This window comes from Streptococcus sp. CL5.50 (assembly GCF_049738015.1).
GTDB classification, from domain to species: Bacteria; Bacillota; Bacilli; order Lactobacillales; family Streptococcaceae; genus Streptococcus; species Streptococcus mitis_CA.
The window spans coordinates 1-23,038 of sequence record NZ_JBKOTR010000011.1 but is presented as its reverse complement, the minus strand read 5'-3'; the positions used below and the strand labels follow the sequence as shown (position 1 = coordinate 23,038).

Annotated in this window: 21 protein-coding genes; 20 read left to right on the top strand and 1 reads right to left on the bottom strand. The window is 41.0% G+C overall.

The window, feature by feature from the left end; translation table 11 throughout:
* Window positions 1–95 precede the first annotated feature (95 nt).
* The 3 genes from ACLNCV_RS07670 to ACLNCV_RS07660 all read left to right on the top strand — a co-directional run bounded on the left by ACLNCV_RS07670 (window position 96) and on the right by ACLNCV_RS07660 (window position 3,649).
* Window positions 96–896: a dihydroorotate dehydrogenase electron transfer subunit gene (locus ACLNCV_RS07670; protein WP_060628467.1), complete on the top strand. Its 801-nt coding sequence runs from the start codon at window positions 96–98 to the stop codon at window positions 894–896.
* On the top strand, window positions 859–1,845 hold the full coding sequence (locus tag ACLNCV_RS07665) for a dihydroorotate dehydrogenase (RefSeq protein ID WP_424845060.1): 987 nt from the start codon (window positions 859–861) through the stop codon (window positions 1,843–1,845). Before ACLNCV_RS07670 ends, ACLNCV_RS07665 begins: the two co-directional genes overlap by 38 nt.
* 97 nt (window positions 1,846–1,942) lie before the next feature.
* The gene (locus tag ACLNCV_RS07660; protein ID WP_424845059.1) at window positions 1,943–3,649 is read left to right on the top strand and encodes a glucosaminidase domain-containing protein; all 1,707 of its coding nucleotides are present in this window, start codon (window positions 1,943–1,945) and stop codon (window positions 3,647–3,649) included.
* Window positions 3,650–3,887: 238 nt separating this feature from the next.
* On the opposite strand, the gene pavA is transcribed toward ACLNCV_RS07660, so the two are convergent.
* Window positions 3,888–5,543, bottom strand: a complete 1,656-nt coding sequence (pavA, locus tag ACLNCV_RS07655) for an Rqc2 family fibronectin-binding protein PavA (protein WP_261029210.1) — start codon at window positions 5,541–5,543, stop codon at window positions 3,888–3,890.
* Window positions 5,544–5,647: 104 nt separating this feature from the next.
* Here pavA and ybeY point away from each other — a divergent pair, with 104 nt between their 5' ends.
* The 17 genes from ybeY to ppc all read left to right on the top strand — a co-directional run bounded on the left by ybeY (window position 5,648) and on the right by ppc (window position 22,955).
* Window positions 5,648–6,145, top strand: coding sequence for an rRNA maturation RNase YbeY (ybeY, locus tag ACLNCV_RS07650; RefSeq protein WP_000275156.1), 498 nt, complete (start codon window positions 5,648–5,650; stop codon window positions 6,143–6,145).
* Window positions 6,126–6,521 carry a diacylglycerol kinase family protein gene (locus tag ACLNCV_RS07645; RefSeq protein WP_000378157.1) on the top strand — a complete coding sequence of 132 codons (396 nt, stop codon included), beginning with the start codon at window positions 6,126–6,128 and terminating at the stop codon, window positions 6,519–6,521. The genes ybeY and ACLNCV_RS07645 overlap by 20 nt, the downstream gene beginning before the upstream one ends.
* 16 nt (window positions 6,522–6,537) lie before the next feature.
* The gene (gene era / locus ACLNCV_RS07640; RefSeq protein WP_000143264.1) at window positions 6,538–7,437 is read left to right on the top strand and encodes a GTPase Era; all 900 of its coding nucleotides are present in this window, start codon (window positions 6,538–6,540) and stop codon (window positions 7,435–7,437) included.
* A gap of 48 nt (window positions 7,438–7,485) precedes the next feature.
* Window positions 7,486–8,310, top strand: a complete 825-nt coding sequence (gene mutM, locus ACLNCV_RS07635) for a DNA-formamidopyrimidine glycosylase (protein WP_424845058.1) — start codon at window positions 7,486–7,488, stop codon at window positions 8,308–8,310.
* Window positions 8,310–8,915, top strand: coding sequence for a dephospho-CoA kinase (coaE, locus tag ACLNCV_RS07630; RefSeq protein ID WP_424845057.1), 606 nt, complete (start codon window positions 8,310–8,312; stop codon window positions 8,913–8,915). The genes mutM and coaE overlap by 1 nt, the downstream gene beginning before the upstream one ends.
* Window positions 8,902–10,101: a multidrug efflux MFS transporter gene (locus ACLNCV_RS07625; RefSeq protein ID WP_424845056.1), complete on the top strand. Its 1,200-nt coding sequence runs from the start codon at window positions 8,902–8,904 to the stop codon at window positions 10,099–10,101. Before coaE ends, ACLNCV_RS07625 begins: the two co-directional genes overlap by 14 nt.
* The gene (gene rpmG / locus ACLNCV_RS07620; protein ID WP_424845055.1) at window positions 10,101–10,250 is read left to right on the top strand and encodes a 50S ribosomal protein L33; all 150 of its coding nucleotides are present in this window, start codon (window positions 10,101–10,103) and stop codon (window positions 10,248–10,250) included. The genes ACLNCV_RS07625 and rpmG overlap by 1 nt, the downstream gene beginning before the upstream one ends.
* Window positions 10,251–10,289: 39 nt before the next feature.
* The gene (gene secG, locus ACLNCV_RS07615) at window positions 10,290–10,523 is read left to right on the top strand and encodes a preprotein translocase subunit SecG (RefSeq protein WP_000282517.1); all 234 of its coding nucleotides are present in this window, start codon (window positions 10,290–10,292) and stop codon (window positions 10,521–10,523) included.
* Between the two features lie 100 nt (window positions 10,524–10,623).
* The gene (gene rnr, locus ACLNCV_RS07610; protein WP_424845054.1) at window positions 10,624–12,978 is read left to right on the top strand and encodes a ribonuclease R; all 2,355 of its coding nucleotides are present in this window, start codon (window positions 10,624–10,626) and stop codon (window positions 12,976–12,978) included.
* Complete coding sequence (gene smpB, locus ACLNCV_RS07605; protein ID WP_001051750.1) at window positions 12,941–13,408, top strand: SsrA-binding protein SmpB; 468 nt, start codon at window positions 12,941–12,943, stop codon at window positions 13,406–13,408. The genes rnr and smpB overlap by 38 nt, the downstream gene beginning before the upstream one ends.
* A 14-nt stretch (window positions 13,409–13,422) precedes the next feature.
* Window positions 13,423–14,283, top strand: a complete 861-nt coding sequence (tehB, locus tag ACLNCV_RS07600) for an SAM-dependent methyltransferase TehB (protein WP_424845053.1) — start codon at window positions 13,423–13,425, stop codon at window positions 14,281–14,283.
* Window positions 14,284–14,355: 72 nt separating this feature from the next.
* A complete protein-coding gene (locus tag ACLNCV_RS07595; protein ID WP_084926416.1) occupies window positions 14,356–15,309 on the top strand; it encodes a competence protein CoiA in 954 nt (317 codons plus the stop codon).
* 18 nt (window positions 15,310–15,327) lie between these two features.
* Window positions 15,328–17,130 carry an oligoendopeptidase F gene (pepF, locus tag ACLNCV_RS07590; RefSeq protein ID WP_424845052.1) on the top strand — a complete coding sequence of 601 codons (1,803 nt, stop codon included), beginning with the start codon at window positions 15,328–15,330 and terminating at the stop codon, window positions 17,128–17,130.
* Window position 17,131: 1 nt separating this feature from the next.
* Window positions 17,132–17,845 (top strand): O-methyltransferase, encoded by a 714-nt coding sequence (locus ACLNCV_RS07585; RefSeq protein ID WP_004239376.1) that lies wholly within the window; start codon window positions 17,132–17,134, stop codon window positions 17,843–17,845.
* A gap of 66 nt (window positions 17,846–17,911) precedes the next feature.
* On the top strand, window positions 17,912–18,850 hold the full coding sequence (gene prsA / locus ACLNCV_RS07580; RefSeq protein ID WP_000727954.1) for a peptidylprolyl isomerase PrsA: 939 nt from the start codon (window positions 17,912–17,914) through the stop codon (window positions 18,848–18,850).
* Window positions 18,851–19,010: 160 nt separating this feature from the next.
* Window positions 19,011–20,234, top strand: coding sequence for a cell division peptidoglycan polymerase FtsW (ftsW, locus tag ACLNCV_RS07575; protein ID WP_033684998.1), 1,224 nt, complete (start codon window positions 19,011–19,013; stop codon window positions 20,232–20,234).
* Window positions 20,235–20,258: 24 nt separating this feature from the next.
* Window positions 20,259–22,955: a phosphoenolpyruvate carboxylase gene (ppc, locus tag ACLNCV_RS07570; protein ID WP_033684999.1), complete on the top strand. Its 2,697-nt coding sequence runs from the start codon at window positions 20,259–20,261 to the stop codon at window positions 22,953–22,955.
* Window positions 22,956–23,038 lie beyond the last annotated feature (83 nt).

The following is a 23,038-nucleotide window of genomic DNA, read 5'->3' as shown; positions in this document are numbered from 1 at the left end:
GTGTGCTCTCTTCTGTTGTACAATTTTAACTGAGGCCTTGCACTAGCAAGGTCTTTTCTTTATCTGGTCCCCTTAAAATTTAAGGAGGAGAAGTCATGAATCCCACATGTAAGAAACGTTTGGGTGCAATTCGTTTGGAAACCATGAAGGTGGTAGCACAGGAGGAAATCGCGCCAGCAATCTTTGAATTAGTCCTAGAAGGGGAAATGGTTGAAGCTATGCGAGCAGGCCAATTCCTTCATCTGCGTGTGCCTGATGATGCCCATCTTTTGCGTCGTCCTATTTCAATTTCGTCTATTGATAAGGCAAATAAGCAGTGTCATCTTATTTATCGGATTGAGGGAACTGGGACAGCTATTTTTTCAACCTTAAGTCAGGGAGATACTCTTGATGTGATGGGTCCTCAGGGAAATGGTTTTGACTTGTCTGACCTAGATGAGCAGAGCCAGGTTCTCTTAGTTGGAGGTGGGATTGGTGTACCTCCTTTGCTTGAGGTGGCCAAGGAATTACATGCGCGTGGTGTGAAAGTAGTGACAGTCCTTGGTTTTGCTAACAAGGATGCTGTTATCCTTGAAAAGGAATTGGCCCAATATGGTCAGGTTTTTGTAACGACAGATGATGGTTCATATGGCATTAAAGGAAATGTGTCTGTTGTCATCAATGACTTAGACAGTCAGTTTGATGCTGTTTATTCATGTGGGGCGCCTGGCATGATGAAGTATATCAATCAAAACTTTTATGACCACCCAAGAGCCTATCTATCTCTGGAATCTCGTATGGCTTGTGGGATGGGGGCTTGCTATGCCTGTGTCCTAAAAGTGCCAGAAAGCGAGACGGTCAGCCAACGCGTCTGTGAAGATGGTCCTGTTTTCCGAACAGGAACTGTTGTATTATAAGGAGAAAATCATGACTACAAATCGTTTACAAGTTTCTCTACCTGGTTTGGATTTGAAAAATCCGATCATTCCAGCATCAGGCTGTTTTGGTTTTGGACAAGAGTATGCCAAGTACTATGATTTAGACCTTTTAGGTTCTATTATGATCAAGGCGACAACACTTGAACCACGTTTTGGCAATCCAACTCCAAGGGTGGCAGAAACTCCCGCTGGTATGCTCAATGCAATCGGTTTGCAAAATCCTGGTTTAGAGGTTGTTTTGGCTGAAAAGCTACCGTGGCTGGAAAGAGAATATCCAAATCTTCCTATTATTGCCAATGTAGCTGGTTTTTCAAAACAAGAGTATGCAGTTGTTTCTAGTGGTATTTCCAAGGCATCTAATGTGAAGGCTATTGAGCTCAATATTTCTTGTCCCAACGTAGATCACTGTAATCATGGACTCTTGATTGGTCAAGATCCAGATTTGGCTTATGATGTGGTGAAAGCAGCTGTGGAAGCCTCTGATGTGCCAGTTTATGTCAAATTAACCCCTAGTGTGACCGATATCGTTACTGTCGCAAAGGCAGCAGAGGATGCAGGAGCAAGTGGCTTGACTATGATTAATACTCTGGTTGGAATGCGTTTTGACCTCAAAACCAGAAAACCAATCTTGGCCAATGGAACAGGTGGAATGTCTGGTCCAGCAGTCTTTCCAGTAGCCCTCAAACTTATCCGCCAAGTCGCCCAAACAACAGACCTGCCTATCATTGGAATGGGAGGAGTGGATTCGGCTGAAGCTGCCCTAGAAATGTATCTGGCTGGAGCATCTGCTATAGGAGTTGGAACAGCCAACTTTACCAATCCTTACGCCTGTCCTGATATTATCGAAAATTTACCAAAGGTTATGGATAAATATGGTATCAGCAGTCTAGAAAATCTACGCAAGGAAGTAAAAGAGTCTCTGAGGTAAACTGCAATCAATCTGTTCTTGATTTTTTATCAGTTTGTAATATTGATTATAGAGAATTTTGATACAATAAAATAGAAAGAACAGAGGAAGAAAGTTTATGAAGAAATTGAGATTTGTTTTTTTAGCTCTGCTATTTTTCTTAGCCAGACCAGAGAGTGCAATGGCTAGTGATGGTACTTGGCAAGGAAAACAATACCTGAAAGCAGATGGGAATCAAGCAGCTAATGAGTGGATTTTTGATGCTCACTATCAATCTTGGTTTTATATAAAAGAAGATGCCAACTATGCTGAAAATGAATGGCTAAAGCAAGGTGACGACTATTTTTACCTCAAATTTGGTGGCTATATGGCCAAGTCAGAATGGATAGAAGACAAGGGAGTCCTCTATTATCTTGACCAAGATGGAAAGATGAAAAGAAATGCTTGGCTAGGAGCTTCCTATGTCGGTGCTACAGGTGCCAAGGTAATAGAAGACTGGGTCTATGATTCTCAATATGATGCTTGGTTTTATATCAAAGCAGATGGACAACACGCAGAGAAAGAATGGCTCCAAATCAAGGGTAAGGACTATTATTTCAAATCAGGTGGTTATTTACTGACAAGTCAGTGGATTGAACAGGCTTATGTGAGTGCTAGTGGTGCTAAAGTACAGCAAGGTTGGCTTTTTGACAAACAATACCAATCTTGGTTTTATATCAAAGAAAATGGAAATCATGCTGATAAAGAATGGATTTTCGAAAATGGTCACTATTATTATCTAAAATCCGGTGGCTATATGGCAGCCAATGAATGGATTTTGGATAAGGAGTCATGGTTTTATCTAAAATCTGATGGCAAAATGGCTGATAAAGAATGGGTATACGATTCTAAAAATCAAGCCTGGTACTACTTCAAATCCGGTGGCTACATGGCAAAAAATGAGACTATTGATGGTCATCAGCTAGGAAACGATGGAAAGTTGCATAAGGAGTCCAAGACTAGCTCTGATTATTATCAGGTCCTTCCAGTTACAGCAAATATCTATAATGCAGATGGTGAAAAGCTGTCCTATATATCGCAAGGTAGTGTTGTTTGGCTAGATAAGGATAGAAAAAGTGATGACAAGCGCCTGGCTATTACTATTTCTGGTTTGTCAGGCTATATGAAAACAGAAGATTTACAAGCACTAGATGCTAGTAAGAACTTTATCCCTTATTATGAGAGTGATGGACACCGTTTTTATCACTATGTGGCTCAGAATGCTAGTATCCCAGTATCTGCTCATCTTTCTGATATGGAAGTAGGCAAGAAATATTATTCGGCAGATGGACTGCATTTTGATGGTTTTAACCTTGAAAATCCCTTCCTTTTTAAAGATTTGACAGAGGCTACAAACTATAGTGCTGAAGATTTGGATAAGGTATTTAGTCTGTTAAATATTGACAATAGCCTCCTGGAAAATAAGGGAGCTACCTTTAAGGAAGCCGAAGAACATTACCATATCAATGCCCTCTATCTCCTTGCTCATAGTGCCTTAGAAAGCGACTGGGGAAGAAGTAAGATTGCCAAAGATAAGAATAATTTCTTTGGAATTACAGCCTATGATACGACCCCGTACCTTTCTGCCAAGACATTTGATGATGTGGATAAAGGTATTTTAGGAGCAACCAAGTGGATTAAGGAAAATTATATCGATAGGGGCAGAACTTTCCTTGGAAACAAGGCGTCTGGTATGAATGTGGAATATGCGTCAGACCCTTATTGGGGTGAAAAAATTGCTAGTGTGATGATGAAAATCAATGAGAAGCTAGGTGGTAAAGATTAGTCCTATAATTGGATATGATTTGAGTGAATAGTATGTTAATACTCTTCGAAAATCTCTTCAAACCACGTCAGCGTCGCTTTGGATGATGTATGTGACTGACTTTGTCAGTCTTATCTACAACCTCAAAGCAGTGCTTTGAGCAACCTGCGGCTAGCTTCCTAGTTTGCTCTTTGATTTTCATTGAGTATGAATATGATTTGAGTGAATAGTAAGTTAAAAATCCTGATTTCAAGTAAAATCAGGATTTTTTCATGGATGCAATTTTTTCTGGGTCTGGTGTGACGCGGAGGGTCTTTTGTCCTGTGTAAGTGACAAAGCCGGGTTTGCCACCAGTTGGTTTGTTGAGTTTCTTGACTTCAATCATATCCACCTGCACCAGATTTGACAGGCGACCTTGAGAGAAGTAGGCAGCTAGCTCTGCCGCGTCTGTCTTGACTTCATCAGATGGGTCTAGATTTCCTGAGATGACAACATGGCTTCCAGGAATATCCTTGGCATGGAACCAAAGTTCCTCCTTGCGGGCCATTTTAAAGGTTAGCTCCTCATTTTGCAGGTTGTTTCGGCCAACATAGATGATGGTTTTGCCATCGCTTGCTAGATATTGTTCTGGTTTTTTGCGTTTCTGGATTTTCTCCCGTTGTCTTCTACGGATAAAGCCAGTTTGAATCAATTCTTCACGAATTTCAGCGATTTCTTCCAGCCCAGCTTGGTTGAGAACAGTTTCCACACTTTCCAGATAGAGAATGGTTGCCTTTGTTTCTTCAATCAGATCAGTCAAGTATTTGACAGCTTCTTTGAGTTTCTGATACCGTTTAAAATAGCGTTGGGCATTCTGGTTGGGAGTCAAGGCCTTATCAAGCGCAATCGTGATAGGTAGGTTGGTATAGTAGTTGTCTAGGATAACCTTGTCTTGGTCGTTAGGCACTTGATGGAGGAAGGTTGTTAGCAATTCCCCTTTTTGGCGAAATTCTTCAGCATTGTCTGTCGCTAGTAACTCTTTTTCTTGTTTTTTTAGCTTATGTCGATTTTTCTGAAGTTCATTTTCAACACGACGAATCAGTTCGCTGGCTTGCTGTTTGACACGGTCGCGCTCAGCCTTGTCCTTATAGTAGGTGTCCAACAAATCCGAAAGGTTGGCAAAAGGCTCTTCCACTTGATTTGCAAAAGGAACTGGACTGAAGGAAGTCTCAGTCAAGAATGGCTTGGTTTCTTGATGGAAAAAGTTTCGGAAAGTGGCTAGTTTATCACTAACCAGAATCTTTTCCAATTCATTTGCCGTATCACGTCCCAGACCTTGAAAGAGGCTTTGAAGATTTTTAGCTGTCGTTTCCTGTGTTTGCAGGATTTCAAAGAGTTTCTCGTCCTTGATTGTAAAAGGATTGAGAGATTCCGTACTTGGCGGAGCGATATAGGTCGATCCAGGAAGTAAGGTACGGTAGCTATTTTGTGAAAAGCCGACGTGTTTGATAACTTCGAGGATTTTATGACTGCTTTTATCAACCAGTAGAATATTACTGTGTTTCCCCATAATTTCGATAATCAAGGTAGCCTGGATATGGTCTCCAATCTCGTTTTTATTGGAAACTGTCATTTCCACAATACGGTCATTTTCCACTTGCTCAATCGACTCAATCAGGGCACCCTGCAAATATTTTCTTAAAACCATGATAAAGGTAGAAGGTTGGGATGGATTTTCAAAAGTCGTTTGGGTCAGCTGAATGCGTCCAAAAACTGGATGGGCAGAAAGGAGCAGGCGATGGCTTTGGCGATTGCTGCGGATTTGCAAGACCAACTCTTGTTCAAAAGGTTGATTGATTTTCTGGATGCGACCGTTCACTAACTCTCTTCGCAATTCCTCAACCATGTGGTGTAAAAAAAATCCGTCAAATGACATCGTTCTCTCCTTGTGATTGTATTCCATAGTATTATATCAAAAAGGTAGAATAAAATCATGGAAATGTGGTATAATAAAGCCAAGTAAAGAGAAACGAGAAGCACATGTATATTGAAATGGTAGATGAAACTGGTCAAGTTTCAAAAGAAATGTTGCAACAAACCCAAGAAATTTTGGAATTTGCAGCCCAAAAATTAGGAAAAGAAGACAAGGAGATGGCAGTTACCTTTGTGACCAATGAGCGTAGTCATGAACTCAATCTGGAGTACCGTGACACAGACCGTCCGACAGATGTTATCAGCCTTGAATACAAGCCAGAGTTGGAAATTGCCTTTGACGAAGAGGATTTGCTTGAAAATCCGGAATTGGCAGAGATGATGTCTGAGTTTGATGCCTATATTGGGGAATTGTTCATCTCTATTGATAAGGCTCATGAGCAGGCTGAGGAATATGGCCACAGCTTTGAGCGTGAGATGGGTTTCTTGGCAGTACACGGCTTTTTACATATCAACGGCTATGATCACTACACTCCAGAAGAAGAAGCGGAGATGTTCGGTTTACAAGAAGAAATTTTGACAGCCTATGGACTCACAAGACAATAAACGAAAATGGAAAAATCGTGACCTGATATCCAGTTTAGAATTTGCCATTACAGGAATTTTTACTGCCATCAAGGAAGAACGCAATATGCGAAAACATGCAGTGACGGCTCTTGTAGTCATTCTTGCAGGTTTTGTTTTTCAGGTGTCACGAATCGAATGGCTTTTTCTCCTATTGAGCATTTTCTTGGTAGTAGCCTTTGAAATTATCAATTCTGCTATTGAAAATGTTGTGGATTTGGCCAGTCACTATCACTTTTCCATGCTGGCTAAAAATGCCAAGGATATGGCGGCTGGCGCGGTATTAGTGGTCTCTCTTTTCGCAGCCTTAACAGGCGCATTGATTTTTCTCCCACGGATTTGGGATTTATTATTTTAAACAGTAAGAGGAAATTATGACTTTTAAATCAGGCTTTGTAGCCATTTTAGGACGTCCCAATGTTGGGAAGTCAACTTTTTTAAATCACGTTATGGGGCAAAAGATTGCCATCATGAGTGACAAGGCGCAGACAACGCGCAACAAAATCATGGGAATTTACACGACCGATAAGGAGCAAATCGTCTTTATCGACACACCAGGGATTCACAAACCTAAAACAGCTCTTGGAGATTTCATGGTCGAATCTGCCTATAGCACCCTTCGTGAAGTGGATACTGTTCTCTTCATGGTGCCTGCTGATGAAGCGCGTGGTAAGGGAGACGATATGATTATCGAACGTCTCAAGGCTGCTAAGGTTCCTGTTATTCTGGTGGTGAACAAGATTGATAAGGTTCACCCAGACCAGCTTTTATCTCAGATTGATGATTTCCGAAATCAGATGGACTTTAAGGAAATTGTTCCTATCTCAGCCCTTCAGGGAAATAACGTGTCTCGTCTAGTGGATATTTTGAGTGAAAATCTAGATGAAGGTTTCCAATATTTCCCGTCTGATCAAATTACAGACCATCCAGAGCGTTTCTTGGTTTCAGAAATGGTTCGCGAGAAAGTCTTGCACCTAACTCGTGAAGAAATTCCGCATTCTGTTGCAGTAGTAGTGGATTCTATGAAACGAGATGAAGAGACAGACAAGGTTCACATCCGTGCAACCATCATGGTCGAGCGCGATAGCCAAAAAGGGATTATCATCGGTAAAGGTGGCGCTATGCTTAAGAAAATTGGTAGCATGGCCCGTCGTGATATTGAACTTATGCTAGGAGATAAGGTCTTCCTAGAAACCTGGGTCAAGGTCAAGAAAAACTGGCGCGATAAAAAGCTAGATTTAGCTGACTTTGGCTACAATGAAAAAGAATACTAAGTAGAGGTGGGCTCATGCCTGCTTCTTGTTTTTACAGAAGGAGGACTTATGCCTGAATTACCTGAGGTTGAAACCGTTCGTCGTGGCTTAGAAAAATTGATTTTGGGTAAGAAGATTTCGAGTATAGAAATTCGTTATCCCAAGATGATTAAGACGGATTTGGACGAGTTTCAAAAGGAAGTGTCTGGTCAAGTTGTTGAGTCAATGGGACGTCGGGGCAAATATTTGCTTTTTTACCTAACTGACAAGGTCTTGATTTCCCATCTGCGGATGGAGGGCAAGTATTTTTATTATCCGGACCAGGTTCCTGAACGCAAGCATGCCCATGTTTTCTTTCAGTTTGAAGATGGTGGCACGCTTGTTTATGAGGATGTACGCAAGTTTGGTACTATGGAACTCTTGGCGCCTGACCTTTTGGAAGCCTACTTTCTTTCTAAAAAACTAGGACCTGAACCAAGCGAACAAGACTTTGATTTGCAGGTCTTTCAAGCTGCCCTTGCCAAGTCCAAAAAGCCTATCAAATCCCATCTCCTAGACCAGACCTTGGTTGCTGGCCTTGGCAATATTTATGTGGATGAAGTCCTCTGGCGAGCTCAGGTTCATCCAGCTAGACCTTCCCACACTTTGACAGCAGAAGAAGCGTCAGCCATTCATGACCAGACCATTGCTGTTTTGGGCCAGGCTGTTGAAAAAGGTGGTTCCACCATTCGGACCTATACCAATGCCTTTGGGGAAGATGGAACCATGCAGGATTTTCATCAGGTCTATGACAAGGCTGGTCAAGAATGTGTACGCTGTGGTACCATCATTGAGAAAATCCAACTGGGCGGACGAGGAACTCACTTTTGTCCTCAGTGCCAAAGGAGGAATTGATGGGAAAAATCATTGGAATCACTGGGGGAATTGCCTCTGGTAAGTCAACCGTGACAAATTTTCTAAGACAGCAAGGCTTTCAAGTAGTGGATGCCGACGCAGTCGTCCACCAACTACAGAAACCTGGCGGTCGTCTGTTTAAGGCTCTAGTCCAGCACTTTGGGCAAGAAATCATCCTTGAAAATGGAGAACTCAATCGCCCTCTCCTAGCTAGTCTTATCTTTTCAAATCCTGAAGAACGAGAATGGTCTAAGCAAATCCAAGGAGAGATTATCCGTGAGGAACTAGCTACATTAAGAGACCAATTGGCTCAGACAGAAGAGATTTTCTTCATGGATATTCCCCTACTTTTTGAGCAGGCCTACAGCGCTTGGTTTGATGAGACTTGGCTGGTCTATGTGGATAGAGATGTCCAAGTAGAACGCTTAATGAAAAGGGATCAGCTATCCAAGAATGAAGCTGAGTTTCGTCTGGCAGCCCAGTGGCCTTTAGAGAAAAAGAAAGATTTGGCCAGCCATGTTTTAAACAACAATGGAAATCAGGACCAGCTTCTTACTCAGGTGTTCTCCCTTCTTGAGGGAGGTAAGCCAGATGACAGAAATTAACTGGAAGGATAATCTGCGCATTGCTTGGTTCGGTAATTTTCTGACAGGAGCCAGTATTTCCTTAGTTGTGCCTTTTATGCCCATCTTTGTGGAAAGTCTGGGTGTAGGGGGAGAGCAAGTCGCTTTTTATGCCGGCTTAGCTATTTCTGTCTCTGCTATTTCCGCGGCAATTTTCTCTCCTATCTGGGGCATCCTTGCTGATAAATACGGTCGAAAACCCATGATGATTCGTGCTGGTCTGGCCATGACTATCACTATGGGGGGATTGGCTTTTGTGCCAAATATCTATTGGTTAATCTTTCTTCGTTTACTGAATGGTGTATTTGCGGGTTTTGTTCCCAATGCAACGGCCCTGATAGCCAGTCAGGTTCCCAAGGAGAAATCAGGCTCTGCTCTCGGAACTTTGTCTACAGGCGTAGTTGCAGGTACTCTAACGGGTCCCTTTATTGGTGGCTTTATCGCAGAATTATTTGGCATTCGTACTGTCTTTTTACTGGTTGGTTGTTTTCTATTTTTAGCTGCTGTTTTGACTATTTGCTTTATCAAGGAAGATTTTAAACCAGTAGCCAAGGAAAAGGCCATCCCAACAAAGGAATTATTTACCTCAGTTAAATATCCCTATCTTTTGGTCAACCTCTTTCTGACCAGTTTTGTCATCCAGTTTTCAGCCCAATCGATTGGCCCTATTCTGACTCTTTATGTGCGTGACTTAGGGCAGACAGAGAATCTTCTTTTTGTCTCTGGTTTGATTGTGTCCAGTATGGGCTTTTCCAGCATGATGAGTGCAGGAGTCATGGGCAAGCTAGGTGACAAGGTGGGCAACCATCGCCTCTTGGTTGTCGCCCAGTTTTATTCAGTTATCATCTATCTCCTCTGTGCCAATGCCTCTAGCCCCCTTCAACTAGGATTTTATCGTTTCCTCTTTGGATTGGGAACCGGTGCCTTGATTCCCGGAGTTAATGCCCTTCTCAGCAAAATGACACCCAAAGCCGGTATTTCAAGGGTCTTTGCCTTCAATCAGGTATTCTTTTATCTGGGAGGTGTCGTTGGTCCCATGGCAGGTTCTGCAGTAGCAGGTCAATTTGGCTACCATGCAGTCTTTTATGCGACAAGCCTTTGTGTTGCTTTTAGTTGTCTCTTTAACCTTCTTCAATTTCGAACATTATTAAAAGTAAAGGAAATCTAGTGCGAGTAAAAATTAATCTCAAATGCTTCTCTTGTGGCAGTATCAATTACCTAACCAGTAAAAATTCAAAAACCCATCCAGACAAGATTGAGGTTTTAAAGTATTGTCCCAAGGAAAGAAAAGTAACCCTACATCTTGAATCTAAGTAGATTTTATGGTAAAATAATAGGGATTTTAAGGAGTTTGATATGTATAACCTATTATTAACCATTTTATTAGTATTATCTGTTGTGATTGTGATTGCGATTTTCATGCAACCAACCAAAAACCAATCCAGCAATGTATTTGATGCCAGCTCAGGTGATTTGTTTGAACGCAGTAAAGCTCGCGGTTTTGAAGCTGTAATGCAGCGTTTGACTGGGATTTTAGTCTTTTTCTGGCTAGCCATTGCCTTAGCATTGACGGTATTATCAAGTAGATAAGAAAATAATGGGCAGGACTAGGTCTTTGCCTCTTTTTATTTTTAAAAGATATTTTAGAAGGTTTTACAGTAAAAGAAAATAAAAAATCTAGAAAGAAAATATGAAAGATAGAATAAAAGAATATTTACAAGACAAGGGAAAGGTGACTGTCAATGACTTGGCTCAGGCTTTGGGAAAAGACGGTTCCAAGGATTTTCGTGAGTTGATTAAAACCTTGTCCCTAATGGAAAGAAAGCACCAGATTCGTTTTGAAGAAGATGGTACTCTGACCTTAGAAGTTAAGAAAAAACATGAGATTACTCTCAAGGGGATTTTTCATGCCCATAAAAATGGCTTTGGTTTTGTCAGTCTAGAAGGCGAGGAGGACGACCTTTTTGTAGGTAAAAACGATGTCAACTATGCTATTGATGGCGATACTGTTGAGGTTGTCATCAAGAAAGTCGCTGATCGTAACAAGGGAACAGCGGCGGAAGCCAAAATTATCGATATCCTAGAACACAGTTTGACAACTGTTGTCGGTCAAATCGTTCTAGATCAGGAAAAACCTAAGTATGCTGGCTACATCCGTTCGAAAAATCAGAAAATCAGCCAACCGATTTATGTAAAAAAACCAGCCCTTAAACTGGAGGGAACAGAAGTTCTCAAGGTCTTTATCGACAAATACCCAAGCAAGAAACATGATTTCTTTGTCGCGAGTGTTCTAGATGTGGTGGGGCATTCAACGGATGTCGGAATTGATGTTCTTGAGGTTTTGGAGTCTATGGACATTGTCTCAGAATTTCCAGAGGCTGTTGTCAAGGAAGCAGAAAGTGTGCCTGATGTTCCGTCTCAAAAGGATATGGAAGGCCGTCTGGATCTAAGAGATGAGATTACCTTTACCATTGACGGTGCTGACGCCAAAGACTTGGACGATGCGGTGCATATCAAGGCTTTAAAAAATGGGAATTTGGAGCTCGGTGTTCACATCGCAGATGTTTCCTACTATGTGACTGAGGGGTCTGCCCTTGATAAGGAAGCCCTTAATCGTGCAACTTCTGTCTATGTGACAGACCGTGTGGTCCCAATGCTTCCAGAACGACTGTCAAATGGTATCTGCTCCCTCAATCCTCAAGTTGATCGCCTAACCCAGTCTGCCATTATGGAGATTGATAAACATGGTCGTGTGGTCAATTACACCATTACACAAACGGTAATCAAGACAAGCTTCCGTATGACCTATAACGATGTTAATGATATTCTAGCTGGCGACGTGGAAAAGAGACAAGAATATCAGAAAATTGTCCCTAGTATCGAACTCATGGCCAAGCTTCATGAAATTTTAGAAAACATGCGTGTGAAACGTGGTGCCCTCAATTTCGATACCAATGAAGCTAAGATTTTAGTGGATAAGCAAGGTAAGCCTGTTGATATCGTTCTTCGTCAGCGTGGTGTTGCTGAGCGCATGATTGAATCCTTTATGCTGATGGCCAATGAAACAGTTGCCGAGCATTTTAGCAAGCTGGATCTACCTTTCATCTATCGAATTCACGAGGAGCCTAAGGCTGAAAAAGTTCAGAAGTTTATTGATTATGCTTCGAGTTTTGGCTTGCGTATTTATGGGACTGCCAGTGAGATTAGCCAGGAGGCCCTCCAAGACATCATGCGTGCTGTTGAGGGGGAACCTTATGCAGATGTATTGTCCATGATGCTTCTTCGCTCTATGCAGCAGGCTCGCTATTCGGAGCACAATCACGGCCACTATGGCCTTGCTGCTGACTATTACACTCACTTTACCAGTCCGATTCGTCGTTATCCAGACCTTCTTGTTCACCGTATGATTCGTGATTACAGCCGTTCTAAGGAAATAGCAGAGCATTTTGAACAAGTGATTCCAGAGATTGCGACCCAGTCTTCCAACCGTGAGCGTCGAGCTATCGAGGCCGAGCGTGAAGTCGAAGCCATGAAAAAGGCTGAGTACATGGAAGAATACGTGGGTGAAGAGTACGATGCGGTTGTGTCCAGCATTGTCAAGTTTGGTCTCTTTGTCGAATTGCCAAACACAGTTGAAGGCTTGATTCACATCACTAATTTACCTGAATTTTATCATTTCAACGAACGTGATTTGACTCTTCGTGGAGAAAAATCAGGAACAACCTTCCGTGTAGGGCAACAGATTCGTATCCGAGTTGAAAGAGCCGACAAGATGACGGGTGAAATTGACTTCTCATATATCCCAAGTGAGTTTGATGTGATTGAAAAAGGCTTAAAACAGTCTAATCGCAGTGACAGGGGGCGTGGTTCAAGTCGTCGTTCAGATAAGAAGGAAGATAAGAGAAAATCAGGACGCTCAAATGATAAGCGCAAGCATTCACAAAAAGACAAGAAGAAAAAGGGCAAGAAACCTTTTTACAAGGAAGTAGCTAAGAAAGGAGCCAAGCATGGCAAAGGGCGAGGGAAAGGTCGTCGCACAAAATAAAAAGGCGCGTCACGACTATACAATCGTAGATACGCTAGAGGCAGGGATGGTCCTGACTGGAACTGAAATCAAGAGTGTACGAGCAGCTCGAATCAATCTCAAGGATGGCTTTGCCCAAGTAAAAAATGGGGAGGTATGGCTGAGCAATGTTCATATCGCTCCTTACGAAGAGGGCAATATCTGGAACCAAGAACCAGAACGTCGTCGAAAACTCTTACTCCATAAAAAGCAAATTCAAAAATTGGAACAAGAGACTAAAGGAACAGGAATGACCCTGGTTCCCCTTAAAGTCTATATCAAAGATGGCTATGCCAAGCTCCTTTTAGGCCTAGCTAAAGGGAAGCATGACTACGATAAACGGGAGTCTATCAAACGACGTGAGCAAAACCGCGACATCGCGCGTGTTATGAAAGCTGTTAATCAGCGATAAAAAGAGGAATGAAGATGGAAAAACTAGTTGCCTATAAACGCATGCCTTTGTGGACTAAAGAAACCATGCCAGAGGCTGTTCAGCAAAAGCACAATACCAAGGTTGGGACTTGGGGCAAGATTACTGTTTTAAAAGGAACTCTCAAGTTTATTGAATTGACAGAGGATGGTGAGGTTCTAGCTGAACACCTATTTGAAGCAGGGGCTGACAATCCAATGGCGCAACCACAAGCCTGGCACCGAGTGGAGGCTGTAACAGACGATGTAGAATGGTACTTGGAATTTTATTGTAAACCTGAGGATTATTTTCCTAAGAAATACAATACCAATCCTGTTCATTCAGAGGTCCTAGAGGCAATGCAGATAGTAAAACCAGGGAAAGCCTTGGATTTGGGCTGTGGTCAGGGCCGTAACTCTCTCTTTCTTGCACAGAATGGTTTTGATGTGACAGCTGTAGATCAAAATGAATTATCTCTTGAAATCTTGCAAAGCATTGTTGAGCAGGAAGACCTAGATATGCCTGTTGGTCTTTACGATATCAATTCAGCCAGTATTGGGAAAGAATATGATTTTATCGTTTCAACAGTTGTTCTCATGTTTCTACAAGCGGACCGCATTCCAGCTATTATTCAAAATATGCAGGAGAAAACCAGTGTTGGTGGTTACAATCTTATCGTTTGTGCTATGGACACGGAGGATTATCCTTGCTCTGTGAACTTTCCATTTACCTTTAAAGAAGGGGAATTGGCAGACTATTACAAGGACTGGGAATTGGTTAAGTACAATGAAAATCCAGGCCATTTGCACCGTCGTGACGAAAATGGCAATCGTATTCAACTACGCTTTGCGACCATGCTAGCTAAGAAAATCAAATAAACATGAATGAAGATTAGGAAATTTCCTGATCTTTTTTCTTTTTTACGAATAATATAGAAAAGGAGGGAAATCATGTTTGTTGCGAGAGATGCTAGGGGAGAATTGGTAAATGTGTTAGAGGATAAACTTGAGAAGGAAGAATACACCTGCCCAGCTTGTGGAGGTCAGCTCCGTTTGCGTCAAGGACCAAGTGTCCGGACCCATTTTGCCCACAAAACCTTAAAAGACTGTGATTTTTCCTCTGAAAATGAAAGTCAAGAACACTTGGAAAACAAGGAAGTCCTTTATCACTGGTTGAAAAAAGAGGCAGAGGTGCAATTAGAATACCCTCTTCCAGAGCTTAAACAGATTGCGGATGTATTTGTAAATGGTCATCTTGCTCTAGAAGTTCAGTGTAGTCCCTTGCCTCAAAAAGTTCTTAAAGAGCGCAGTGAGGGCTATCGTAGTCAGGGGTACCAAGTACTGTGGTTGCTGGGTCAAAAACTGTGGCTCAAAGACCGCTTAACCCGTCTGCAACAAGGTTTTCTCTATTTCAGTCAAAATATGGGCTTTTATGTTTGGGAATTAGACAAGGAAAAACAAGTTTTGAGACTCAAATACCTGATTCACCAAGATTTTCGAGGTAAACTCCATTATCAAATCAAGGAATTTCCCTATGGTCAAGCTGGTTTACTGGAAATATTGCGTCTTCCCTATAAGAAACAAAAAATTTCTCATTTTACAGTTTCTCAGGACAAGGACATCTGTCGTTATATCCGGCAACAACTGTACTATCAAAATCCCATTTGGATGAAAGAACAAGCAGAAGCCTATCAGAAGGGAGAAAATCTCCTAACTTATGGGCTAAAAGAATGGTATCCACAAATTCGACCACTAGTAGGTGATTTTTGCCAAATTGAGAAAGATTTGACTCGCTATTATCAGTATTTTCAAACCTATTATCAAGAAAATCCTCAAAATGATTGGCAAAAGCTCTATCCACCAGCCTTTTATCAGCAATATTTCTTAAAAAATATGGTAGAATAGAAAGGATGGAGGAATCTAATGGTATTACAAAGACATGAAATAAATGAAAAAGATACATGGGATCTATCAACGATTTACCCAACTGACCAGGCTTGGGAAGAAGCCTTAAAAGATTTAACAGAACAATTGGAGACAGTATCCCAGTATGAAGGTCATCTCCTGGATAGTGCGGATAGCCTACTCGAAATTACTGAATTTTCTCTTGAAATGGAACGCCAAATGGAGAAGCTTTACGTTTATGCTCATATGAAGAATGACCAGGACACGCGTGAAGCCAAGTACCAAGAGTACTATGCCAAGGCCATGACTCTCTATAGCCAGCTAGACCAAGCCTTTTCATTCTATGAACCTGAATTTATGGAAATTAGTGAAAAGCAGTATGCTGACTTTTTAGAAGCTCAGCCAAAATTGCAGGTTTATCAACACTATTTTGACAAACTTTTGCAAGGCAAGGATCACGTTCTATCACAACGCGAAGAAGAATTATTAGCTGGAGCTGGAGAAATCTTTGGTTCGGCAAGTGAAACCTTCGCTATCTTGGACAATGCGGATATTATGTTCCCTTATGTTCTTGACGATGATGGTAAGGAAGTTCAGCTATCTCATGGGACTTACACACGTTTGATGGAGTCTAAAAATCGTGAGGTTCGCCGTGGTGCCTATCAAGCCCTTTATGCGACTTATCAACAATTCCAACACACCTATGCCAAAACCTTGCAAACCAATGTTAAGGTGCAAAACTACCGTGCCAAAGTTCGCAACTACAAGAGTGCTCGTCATGCAGCCCTAGCGGCTAATTTTGTTCCAGAAAGTGTTTATGACAATTTGGTAGCAGCAGTTCGCAAGCATTTGCCACTCTTGCATCGTTACCTTGAGCTTCGTTCAAAAATCTTGGGAATTTCAGACCTCAAGATGTACGATGTCTACACACCACTTTCATCTGTTGAATACAGTTTTACATACCAAGAAGCCTTGAAAAAAGCAGAAGAAGCCTTGGCAGTCTTGGGTGAGGATTACTTGAGCCGTGTTAAACGTGCCTTTAGCGAGCGTTGGATTGATGTTTACGAAAACCAAGGCAAGCGTTCAGGGGCTTACTCTGGTGGTTCTTACGATACAAATGCCTTTATGCTTCTCAACTGGCAGGACAATCTAGACAATCTCTTTACTCTTGTCCATGAGACTGGTCACAGTATGCACTCAAGCTATACTCGTGAAACGCAGCCATATGTTTACGGAGATTATTCTATCTTCTTGGCTGAGATTGCCTCAACGACCAATGAAAATATCTTGACGGAGAAATTATTGGAAGAAGTGGAAGATGATGCAACGCGCTTTGCTATTCTCAATAACTTCCTAGACGGTTTCCGTGGAACAGTTTTTCGTCAAACTCAATTTGCTGAGTTTGAACACGCGATTCACCAAGCGGATCAAAATGGTGAAGTCTTGACAAGCGACTTCTTAAATAAACTCTATGCAGACTTGAACCAAGAGTATTACGGTTTGAGTAAGGAAGACAATCCTGAAATCCAATACGAGTGGGCTCGCATTCCACACTTCTACTATAACTACTATGTATACCAATATTCAACAGGCTTTGCGGCAGCCTCAGCCTTGGCTGAAAAGATTGTCCATGGTAGTCAAGAAGACCGCGACCGCTATATCGACTACCTTAAGGCAGGTAAATCTGACTATCCACTTAATGTCATGAGAAAAGCTGGTGTTGATATGGAGAAGGAAGACTATCTCAACGATGCCTTTGCAGTCTTTGAACGTCGTTTGAATGAGTTTGAAGCCCTTGTTGAAAAATTGGGATTGGCATAAGATGGTTGAATCGTATAGTAAAAATGCTAACCATAACATGCGTCGTCCTGTCGTCAAGGAAGAAATTGTAGACTTGATGCGTCAGCGCCAAAAGCAAGTCACAGGATCTTTGAAAGAATTGGAAGACTTTGCCCGCAAGGAAAATATTCCCATTATTCCCCATGAAACGGTTGCTTATTTCCGTTTTCTCATGGAAACCATACAACCTAAAAACATTCTAGAAATTGGGACGGCCATCGGGTTTTCAGCCCTCTTGATGGCAGAACATGCGCCAAAGGCAAAGATTACAACCATTGACCGCAATCCAGAGATGATTGGATTTGCCAAGAAAAATTTCGCCCAGTTTGACAGTCGCAAGCAAATTACGCTCCTAGAAGGAGATGCGGTAGATGTCTTATCTACCTTGACAGAGTCCTATGATTTCGTCTTTATGGATTCAGCCAAGTCTAAATACATCGTCTTTCTGCCAGAAATCCTCAAACATTTGGAAGTCGGTGGTGTGGTTGTTTTGGATGATATTTTCCAAGGTGGTGATGTTGCCAAGGATATTATGGAAGTCCGTCGTGGTCAGCGAACTATTTACAGAGGACTTCAAAGACTATTTGATGCAACCTTAGACAATCCAGGACTCACCGCAACATTAGTACCTCTGGGGGACGGTATTCTCATGCTTCGTAAAAATGTAGCAGATGTTCAATTGCCTGACAGCGAATGATTTTCAGAAAAATTTAAGAAAATATAGTAAAATAGATAGGGTAACACTTATCTCAAAGGAGTAGACATGAAGAAAAAACTATTGGCAGGTGCCATTACACTATTATCAGTAGCAACTTTAGCAGCTTGTTCGAAAGGTTCAGAAGGGGCAGACCTTATCAGCATGAAAGGGGATGTCATCACAGAACATCAATTTTATGAGCAAGTGAAAAGCAACCCTTCAGCACAACAAGTCTTGTTGAACATGACCATCCAAAAAGTATTTGAGAAGCAATATGGCTCAGAAGTAGATGACAAAGAAGTCAACGATACTATTGCCGAAGAAGAGAAACAATATGGTGAGAACTACCAACGTGTCTTATCGCAAGCAGGAATGACTCTTGAAACACGTAAAGCTCAAATTCGTACAAGTAAATTGGTTGAGTTGGCAGTTAAGAAAGCAGCAGAAGCTGAATTGACAGATGATGCTTACAAGAAGGCTTATGACGAGTACACTCCAGATGTAACGGCTCAAATCATTCGTCTTGATAATGAGGATAAAGCGAAAGAAGTCCTCGAAAAAGCCAAAGCTAGTGATGCAGACTTTGCTCAATTAGCCAAAGATAATTCAACAGATGAGAAAACTAAAGCGAATGGTGGAGAAATCACCTTTGATTCTGCTTCAACAGAAGTACCAGATCAAGTTAAGAAAGCAGCTTTTGCGTTAGATGTAAACGGTGTTTCTGATGTGATTAGTGTTACTGGAACACAAGCATACAGCAGCCAATATTACATTGTTAAACTGATTAAGAAAACAGAAAAATCATCTAATATTGACGATTACAAAGAAAAATTAAAAACTGTTATCTTAACTCAAAAACAAAACGACGCATCATTTGTTCAAAGTATTATCGGAAAAGAATTGCAAGCAGCCAATATCAAGGTTAAAGATCAAGCCTTCCAAAATATCTTCACTCAATACATCGGTGGTGGAGATTCAAGCTCAAGCAGTTCTTCAAAAGAATAAAACAGAAAAGAGCCAAGTGCTCTTTTTCTTATGAGAAAATCTTCTATCTTAAGGGTAAGAGTTTTTTTCTTTCGGAAAAAATGGTATAATAGCAATCAAAACTAGAAAATAAACGGAATTTGGGAATAATTTCTTTTGTTCTCATTAGATTGGTGATACTATGAAGATTAGTAAGAGGCACCTGTTAAACTATTCTATTCTAGTTCCTTACTTACTTTTATCTATTTTGGGTTTGATTGTAGTCTATTCTACAACCAGTGCCATTCTTATCGAAGAAGGTAAAAGTGCCCTCCAATTGGTTCGAAGTCAGGGAATGTTTTGGATATTTAGTTTAATATTGATTGCCTTGATATATAAGCTGAAACTGAATTTTTTAAGAAAAGAACGACTTTTATTTATTGTTATGTTTGTTGAGCTGATTCTCTTAGCTCTGGCTCGCTTAATTGGTACGCCAGTCAATGGAGCCTATGGTTGGATTTCAGTAGGACCTTTGACCATTCAGCCAGCGGAGTATTTGAAGATTATCATCGTCTGGTACTTGGCCCAACGTTTTTCAAAACAACAGGATGAAATTGGTATTTACGATTTTCAAGTTTTAACTCAAAATCAATGGATTCCTCGAGCTTTTAATGATTGGCGTTTTGTCCTCTTGGTAATGATAGGAAGTTTGGCTATTTTCCCAGATTTGGGGAATGCTACAATCCTAGCGCTGGTCGCCTTGATTATGTATACAGTTAGTGGGATTGCTCATCGTTGGTTTATAGTCTTTATCGGTGTATTGTTTGGAGTTTCAGCCCTATCCTTATCAGCTATTTCTATGATTGGGGTTGATAAGTTTTCAAAAGTTCCAGTATTTGGTTACGTTGCTAAGCGTTTCAGTGCCTACTTTAATCCCTTTGCTGATTTGGCAGGAGCAGGCCACCAACTTGCAAATTCCTACTTTGCCATGGTAAATGGTGGTTGGTTTGGTCTAGGATTAGGAAATTCAATCGAAAAACGTGGTTATTTACCAGAGGCTCATACAGACTTTGTATTTTCAATTGTCATTGAAGAGTTTGGATTTGTGGGAGCCAGCTTGATTTTAGCCCTTGTCTTTTTCCTGATTTTGCGGATTATCCTAGTCGGTATTCGTGCTAAGAATCCCTTTAATTCCATGATGGCGATTGGGGTTGGGGGGATGATGCTGGTACAGGTATTTGTCAATATTGGCGGAATTTCGGGCATTATTCCTTCGACAGGAGTAACCTTCCCCTTCTTATCACAAGGAGGGAACAGTCTCCTAGTCTTGTCTGTAGCCATCGCCTTTGTCTTAAATATTGATGCAAGTGAAAAACGTGCCCAATTATATGAGGAGTTAGAAGCTCACTCATCAAACTATATGTAGAGTTGATAGTGGAAAGGATTACCTATGTCTCTTCAAAAATTAGAAAACTATAGTAATAAAGCTGTCGTGCAAGAAGAAGTATTGATTTTAACAGAATTGTTAGAAGATATCACTAAAAATATGCTTGCCCCAGAGACTTTTGCAAAAATCATGGAGTTGAAAGAATTATCAACTCAAGAAGATTATCAAGGCTTGAACCAATTGGTTACGAGTCTGTCAAATGATGAAATGGCTTATATTTCACGCTATTTCTCTATCTTGCCTCTCTTGATTAATATTTCAGAAGATGTGGATTTGGCCTATGAAATCAACCACCAAAATAATATCGATCAAGATTATCTTGGGAAATTATCGGCAACGATCAAAATGGTTGCAGAAAAAGAAAATGCGGTTGAAATTCTAGAACACTTGAATGTTGTCCCTGTTTTGACTGCCCATCCAACACAAGTACAACGTAAGAGTATGCTGGATTTGACTAACCATATCCATACCCTCTTGCGTAAGTATCGTGATGTGAAATTAGGATTGATTAATAAGGAAAAATGGCATAATGATCTCCGTCGTTACATTGAGATTATCATGCAGACAGATATGATTCGTGAAAAGAAATTGAAAGTAACCAATGAAATCACGAATGTTATGGAATACTACAATAGTTCATTCCTGAAAGCTGTTCCTCATTTGACTGCTGAGTACAAGCGTCTGGCTAAAAAACACGGCTTGGAGTTGAAACATCCTAAACCAATTACCATGGGAATGTGGATTGGTGGAGACCGTGATGGGAATCCTTTTGTTACAGCAGATACCTTGAAACAATCTGCTATGACCCAGTGTGAAGTCATCATGAACTACTATGATGAAAAGATTTACCAACTTTATCGTGAGTTCTCTCTCTCAACCAGTATTGTCAATGTGAGCAAGCAAGTCAGAGAAATGGCTCGCCAATCCAAGGATAACTCGATTTATCGTGAAAAAGAGCTTTACCGCCGTGCCTTATTTGATATTCAATCAAAAATCCAAGCAACAAAAACCTATCTGATTGAGGATAAGGAAGTTGGGGCTCGCTATGAAACAGCTAATGATTTTTATAAGGATTTAATTACTATTCGTGATTCCCTCTTGGAAAATAAGGGTGAAGCACTGATTTCTGGTGATTTTGTTGAGTTGATCCAGGCAGTTGAAATTTTTGGTTTCTATTTGGCATCTATTGACATGCGTCAAGATTCTAGTGTTCACGAAGCCTGTGTAGCTGAACTCTTGAAATCAGCAGGTATTCATTCTCATTATAGTGAACTAAGTGAAGAAGAAAAATGCCAGCTTCTCTTGAAAGAATTGGAAGAAGATCCACGTATTCTTTCTGCCACTCATGTTGAAAAATCAGAATTACTTGAAAAAGAATTAGCAATCTTTAAGGCAGCTCGTAAGTTGAAAGATAAGTTGGGAGATGATGTCATTCGTCAGACCATCATTTCACATGCAACCAGCGTATCAGACATGCTGGAATTGGCTATCTTGCTAAAAGAAGTAGGGCTAGTTGATAAAGAAAGAGCTCGTGTCCAAATCGTTCCTCTCTTTGAAACAATCGAGGACTTGGATCACTCAGAAGAAACCATGAGAGAGTACCTTTCACTTCCTCTTGCTAAGAAATGGATTGCTTCACGTAATAACTACCAAGAAATCATGCTTGGTTACTCTGATAGTAATAAAGATGGTGGTTACCTTTCATCATGTTGGACCCTCTACAAGGCTCAACAACAATTGACTGCTATTGGAGATGAATTTGGCGTTAAGGTTACCTTCTTCCACGGCCGTGGTGGTACTGTCGGTCGTGGTGGTGGACCAACCTATGAGGCCATCACCTCTCAACCGCTCAAGTCTATTAAGGATCGTATCCGCTTGACGGAGCAGGGTGAAGTAATTGGAAATAAATACGGTAATAAAGACGCAGCCTACTATAACCTTGAAATGCTAGTATCTGCAGCCATTAACCGTATGATTACTCAGAAGAAGAGCGATACCAATACATCCAATCGTTATGAAGCTATTATGGACCAAGTGGTGGACCGTAGTTACGATATCTACCGTGATTTGGTCTTTGGCAATGACCATTTCTATGATTATTTCTTCGAGTCAAGTCCAATCAAGGCTATTTCAAGCTTTAACATTGGTTCTCGTCCAGCCGCTCGTAAGACTATTACTGAAATCGGTGGTTTGCGAGCTATTCCTTGGGTATTCTCATGGTCGCAAAGTCGCGTCATGTTCCCTGGCTGGTATGGGGTTGGTTCAAGCTTCAAGGAATTTATCGATAAAAATCCAGAGAATATTGCTATCTTACGAGATATGTACCAAAATTGGCCTTTCTTCCAATCGCTTCTTTCAAATGTCGACATGGTCTTGTCAAAATCAAATATGAATATTGCTTTTGAATATGCCAAACTGTGTGAGGATGAAGAAGTAAAAGCAATCTATGAGACTATTCTAAATGAATGGCAAGTCACCAAGGAAGTCATCTTGGCTATCGAAGGTTACGATGAACTCTTGGCTGAAAATCCATATCTAAAAGCAAGTTTGGATTATCGTATGCCTTACTTTAATATTCTCAACTATATCCAGTTGGAGTTGATTAAACGTCAACGCCGAGGAGAATTATCAAGCGATCAAGAAAAATTAATCCATACAACCATCAACGGAATTGCGACAGGATTGCGTAATTCGGGCTGATGTCTTTCAAACTTCCTCTTTTCGGCTCTTTGTCAACTGTAGTGGGTTGAATAAAAGCTAAGATCTAGAAAGGACGAAATTTG

Excerpts from the sequence above, each read along its gene's own strand:
- pavA (WP_261029210.1), bottom strand. The coding sequence starts at position 5,543 with ATGTCATTTGACGGATTTTTTTTACACCACATGGTTGAGGAATTGCGA.
- ybeY (WP_000275156.1), top strand. The coding sequence starts at position 5,648 with ATGTATATTGAAATGGTAGATGAAACTGGTCAAGTTTCAAAAGAAATG.
- mutM (WP_424845058.1), top strand. The coding sequence starts at position 7,486 with ATGCCTGAATTACCTGAGGTTGAAACCGTTCGTCGTGGCTTAGAAAAA.
- secG (WP_000282517.1), top strand. The coding sequence starts at position 10,290 with ATGTATAACCTATTATTAACCATTTTATTAGTATTATCTGTTGTGATT.
- prsA (WP_000727954.1), top strand. The coding sequence starts at position 17,912 with ATGAAGAAAAAACTATTGGCAGGTGCCATTACACTATTATCAGTAGCA.
- era (WP_000143264.1), top strand. The coding sequence starts at position 6,538 with ATGACTTTTAAATCAGGCTTTGTAGCCATTTTAGGACGTCCCAATGTT.
- ACLNCV_RS07660 (WP_424845059.1), top strand. The coding sequence starts at position 1,943 with ATGAAGAAATTGAGATTTGTTTTTTTAGCTCTGCTATTTTTCTTAGCC.
- coaE (WP_424845057.1), top strand. The coding sequence starts at position 8,310 with ATGGGAAAAATCATTGGAATCACTGGGGGAATTGCCTCTGGTAAGTCA.
- ACLNCV_RS07585 (WP_004239376.1), top strand. The coding sequence starts at position 17,132 with ATGGTTGAATCGTATAGTAAAAATGCTAACCATAACATGCGTCGTCCT.
- ACLNCV_RS07670 (WP_060628467.1), top strand. The coding sequence starts at position 96 with ATGAATCCCACATGTAAGAAACGTTTGGGTGCAATTCGTTTGGAAACC.
- ACLNCV_RS07645 (WP_000378157.1), top strand. The coding sequence starts at position 6,126 with ATGGACTCACAAGACAATAAACGAAAATGGAAAAATCGTGACCTGATA.
- ACLNCV_RS07665 (WP_424845060.1), top strand. The coding sequence starts at position 859 with ATGGTCCTGTTTTCCGAACAGGAACTGTTGTATTATAAGGAGAAAATC.
- rnr (WP_424845054.1), top strand. The coding sequence starts at position 10,624 with ATGAAAGATAGAATAAAAGAATATTTACAAGACAAGGGAAAGGTGACT.
- ppc (WP_033684999.1), top strand. The coding sequence starts at position 20,259 with ATGTCTCTTCAAAAATTAGAAAACTATAGTAATAAAGCTGTCGTGCAA.
- ftsW (WP_033684998.1), top strand. The coding sequence starts at position 19,011 with ATGAAGATTAGTAAGAGGCACCTGTTAAACTATTCTATTCTAGTTCCT.
- tehB (WP_424845053.1), top strand. The coding sequence starts at position 13,423 with ATGGAAAAACTAGTTGCCTATAAACGCATGCCTTTGTGGACTAAAGAA.
- pepF (WP_424845052.1), top strand. The coding sequence starts at position 15,328 with ATGGTATTACAAAGACATGAAATAAATGAAAAAGATACATGGGATCTA.
- ACLNCV_RS07625 (WP_424845056.1), top strand. The coding sequence starts at position 8,902 with ATGACAGAAATTAACTGGAAGGATAATCTGCGCATTGCTTGGTTCGGT.
- ACLNCV_RS07595 (WP_084926416.1), top strand. The coding sequence starts at position 14,356 with ATGTTTGTTGCGAGAGATGCTAGGGGAGAATTGGTAAATGTGTTAGAG.
- smpB (WP_001051750.1), top strand. The coding sequence starts at position 12,941 with ATGGCAAAGGGCGAGGGAAAGGTCGTCGCACAAAATAAAAAGGCGCGT.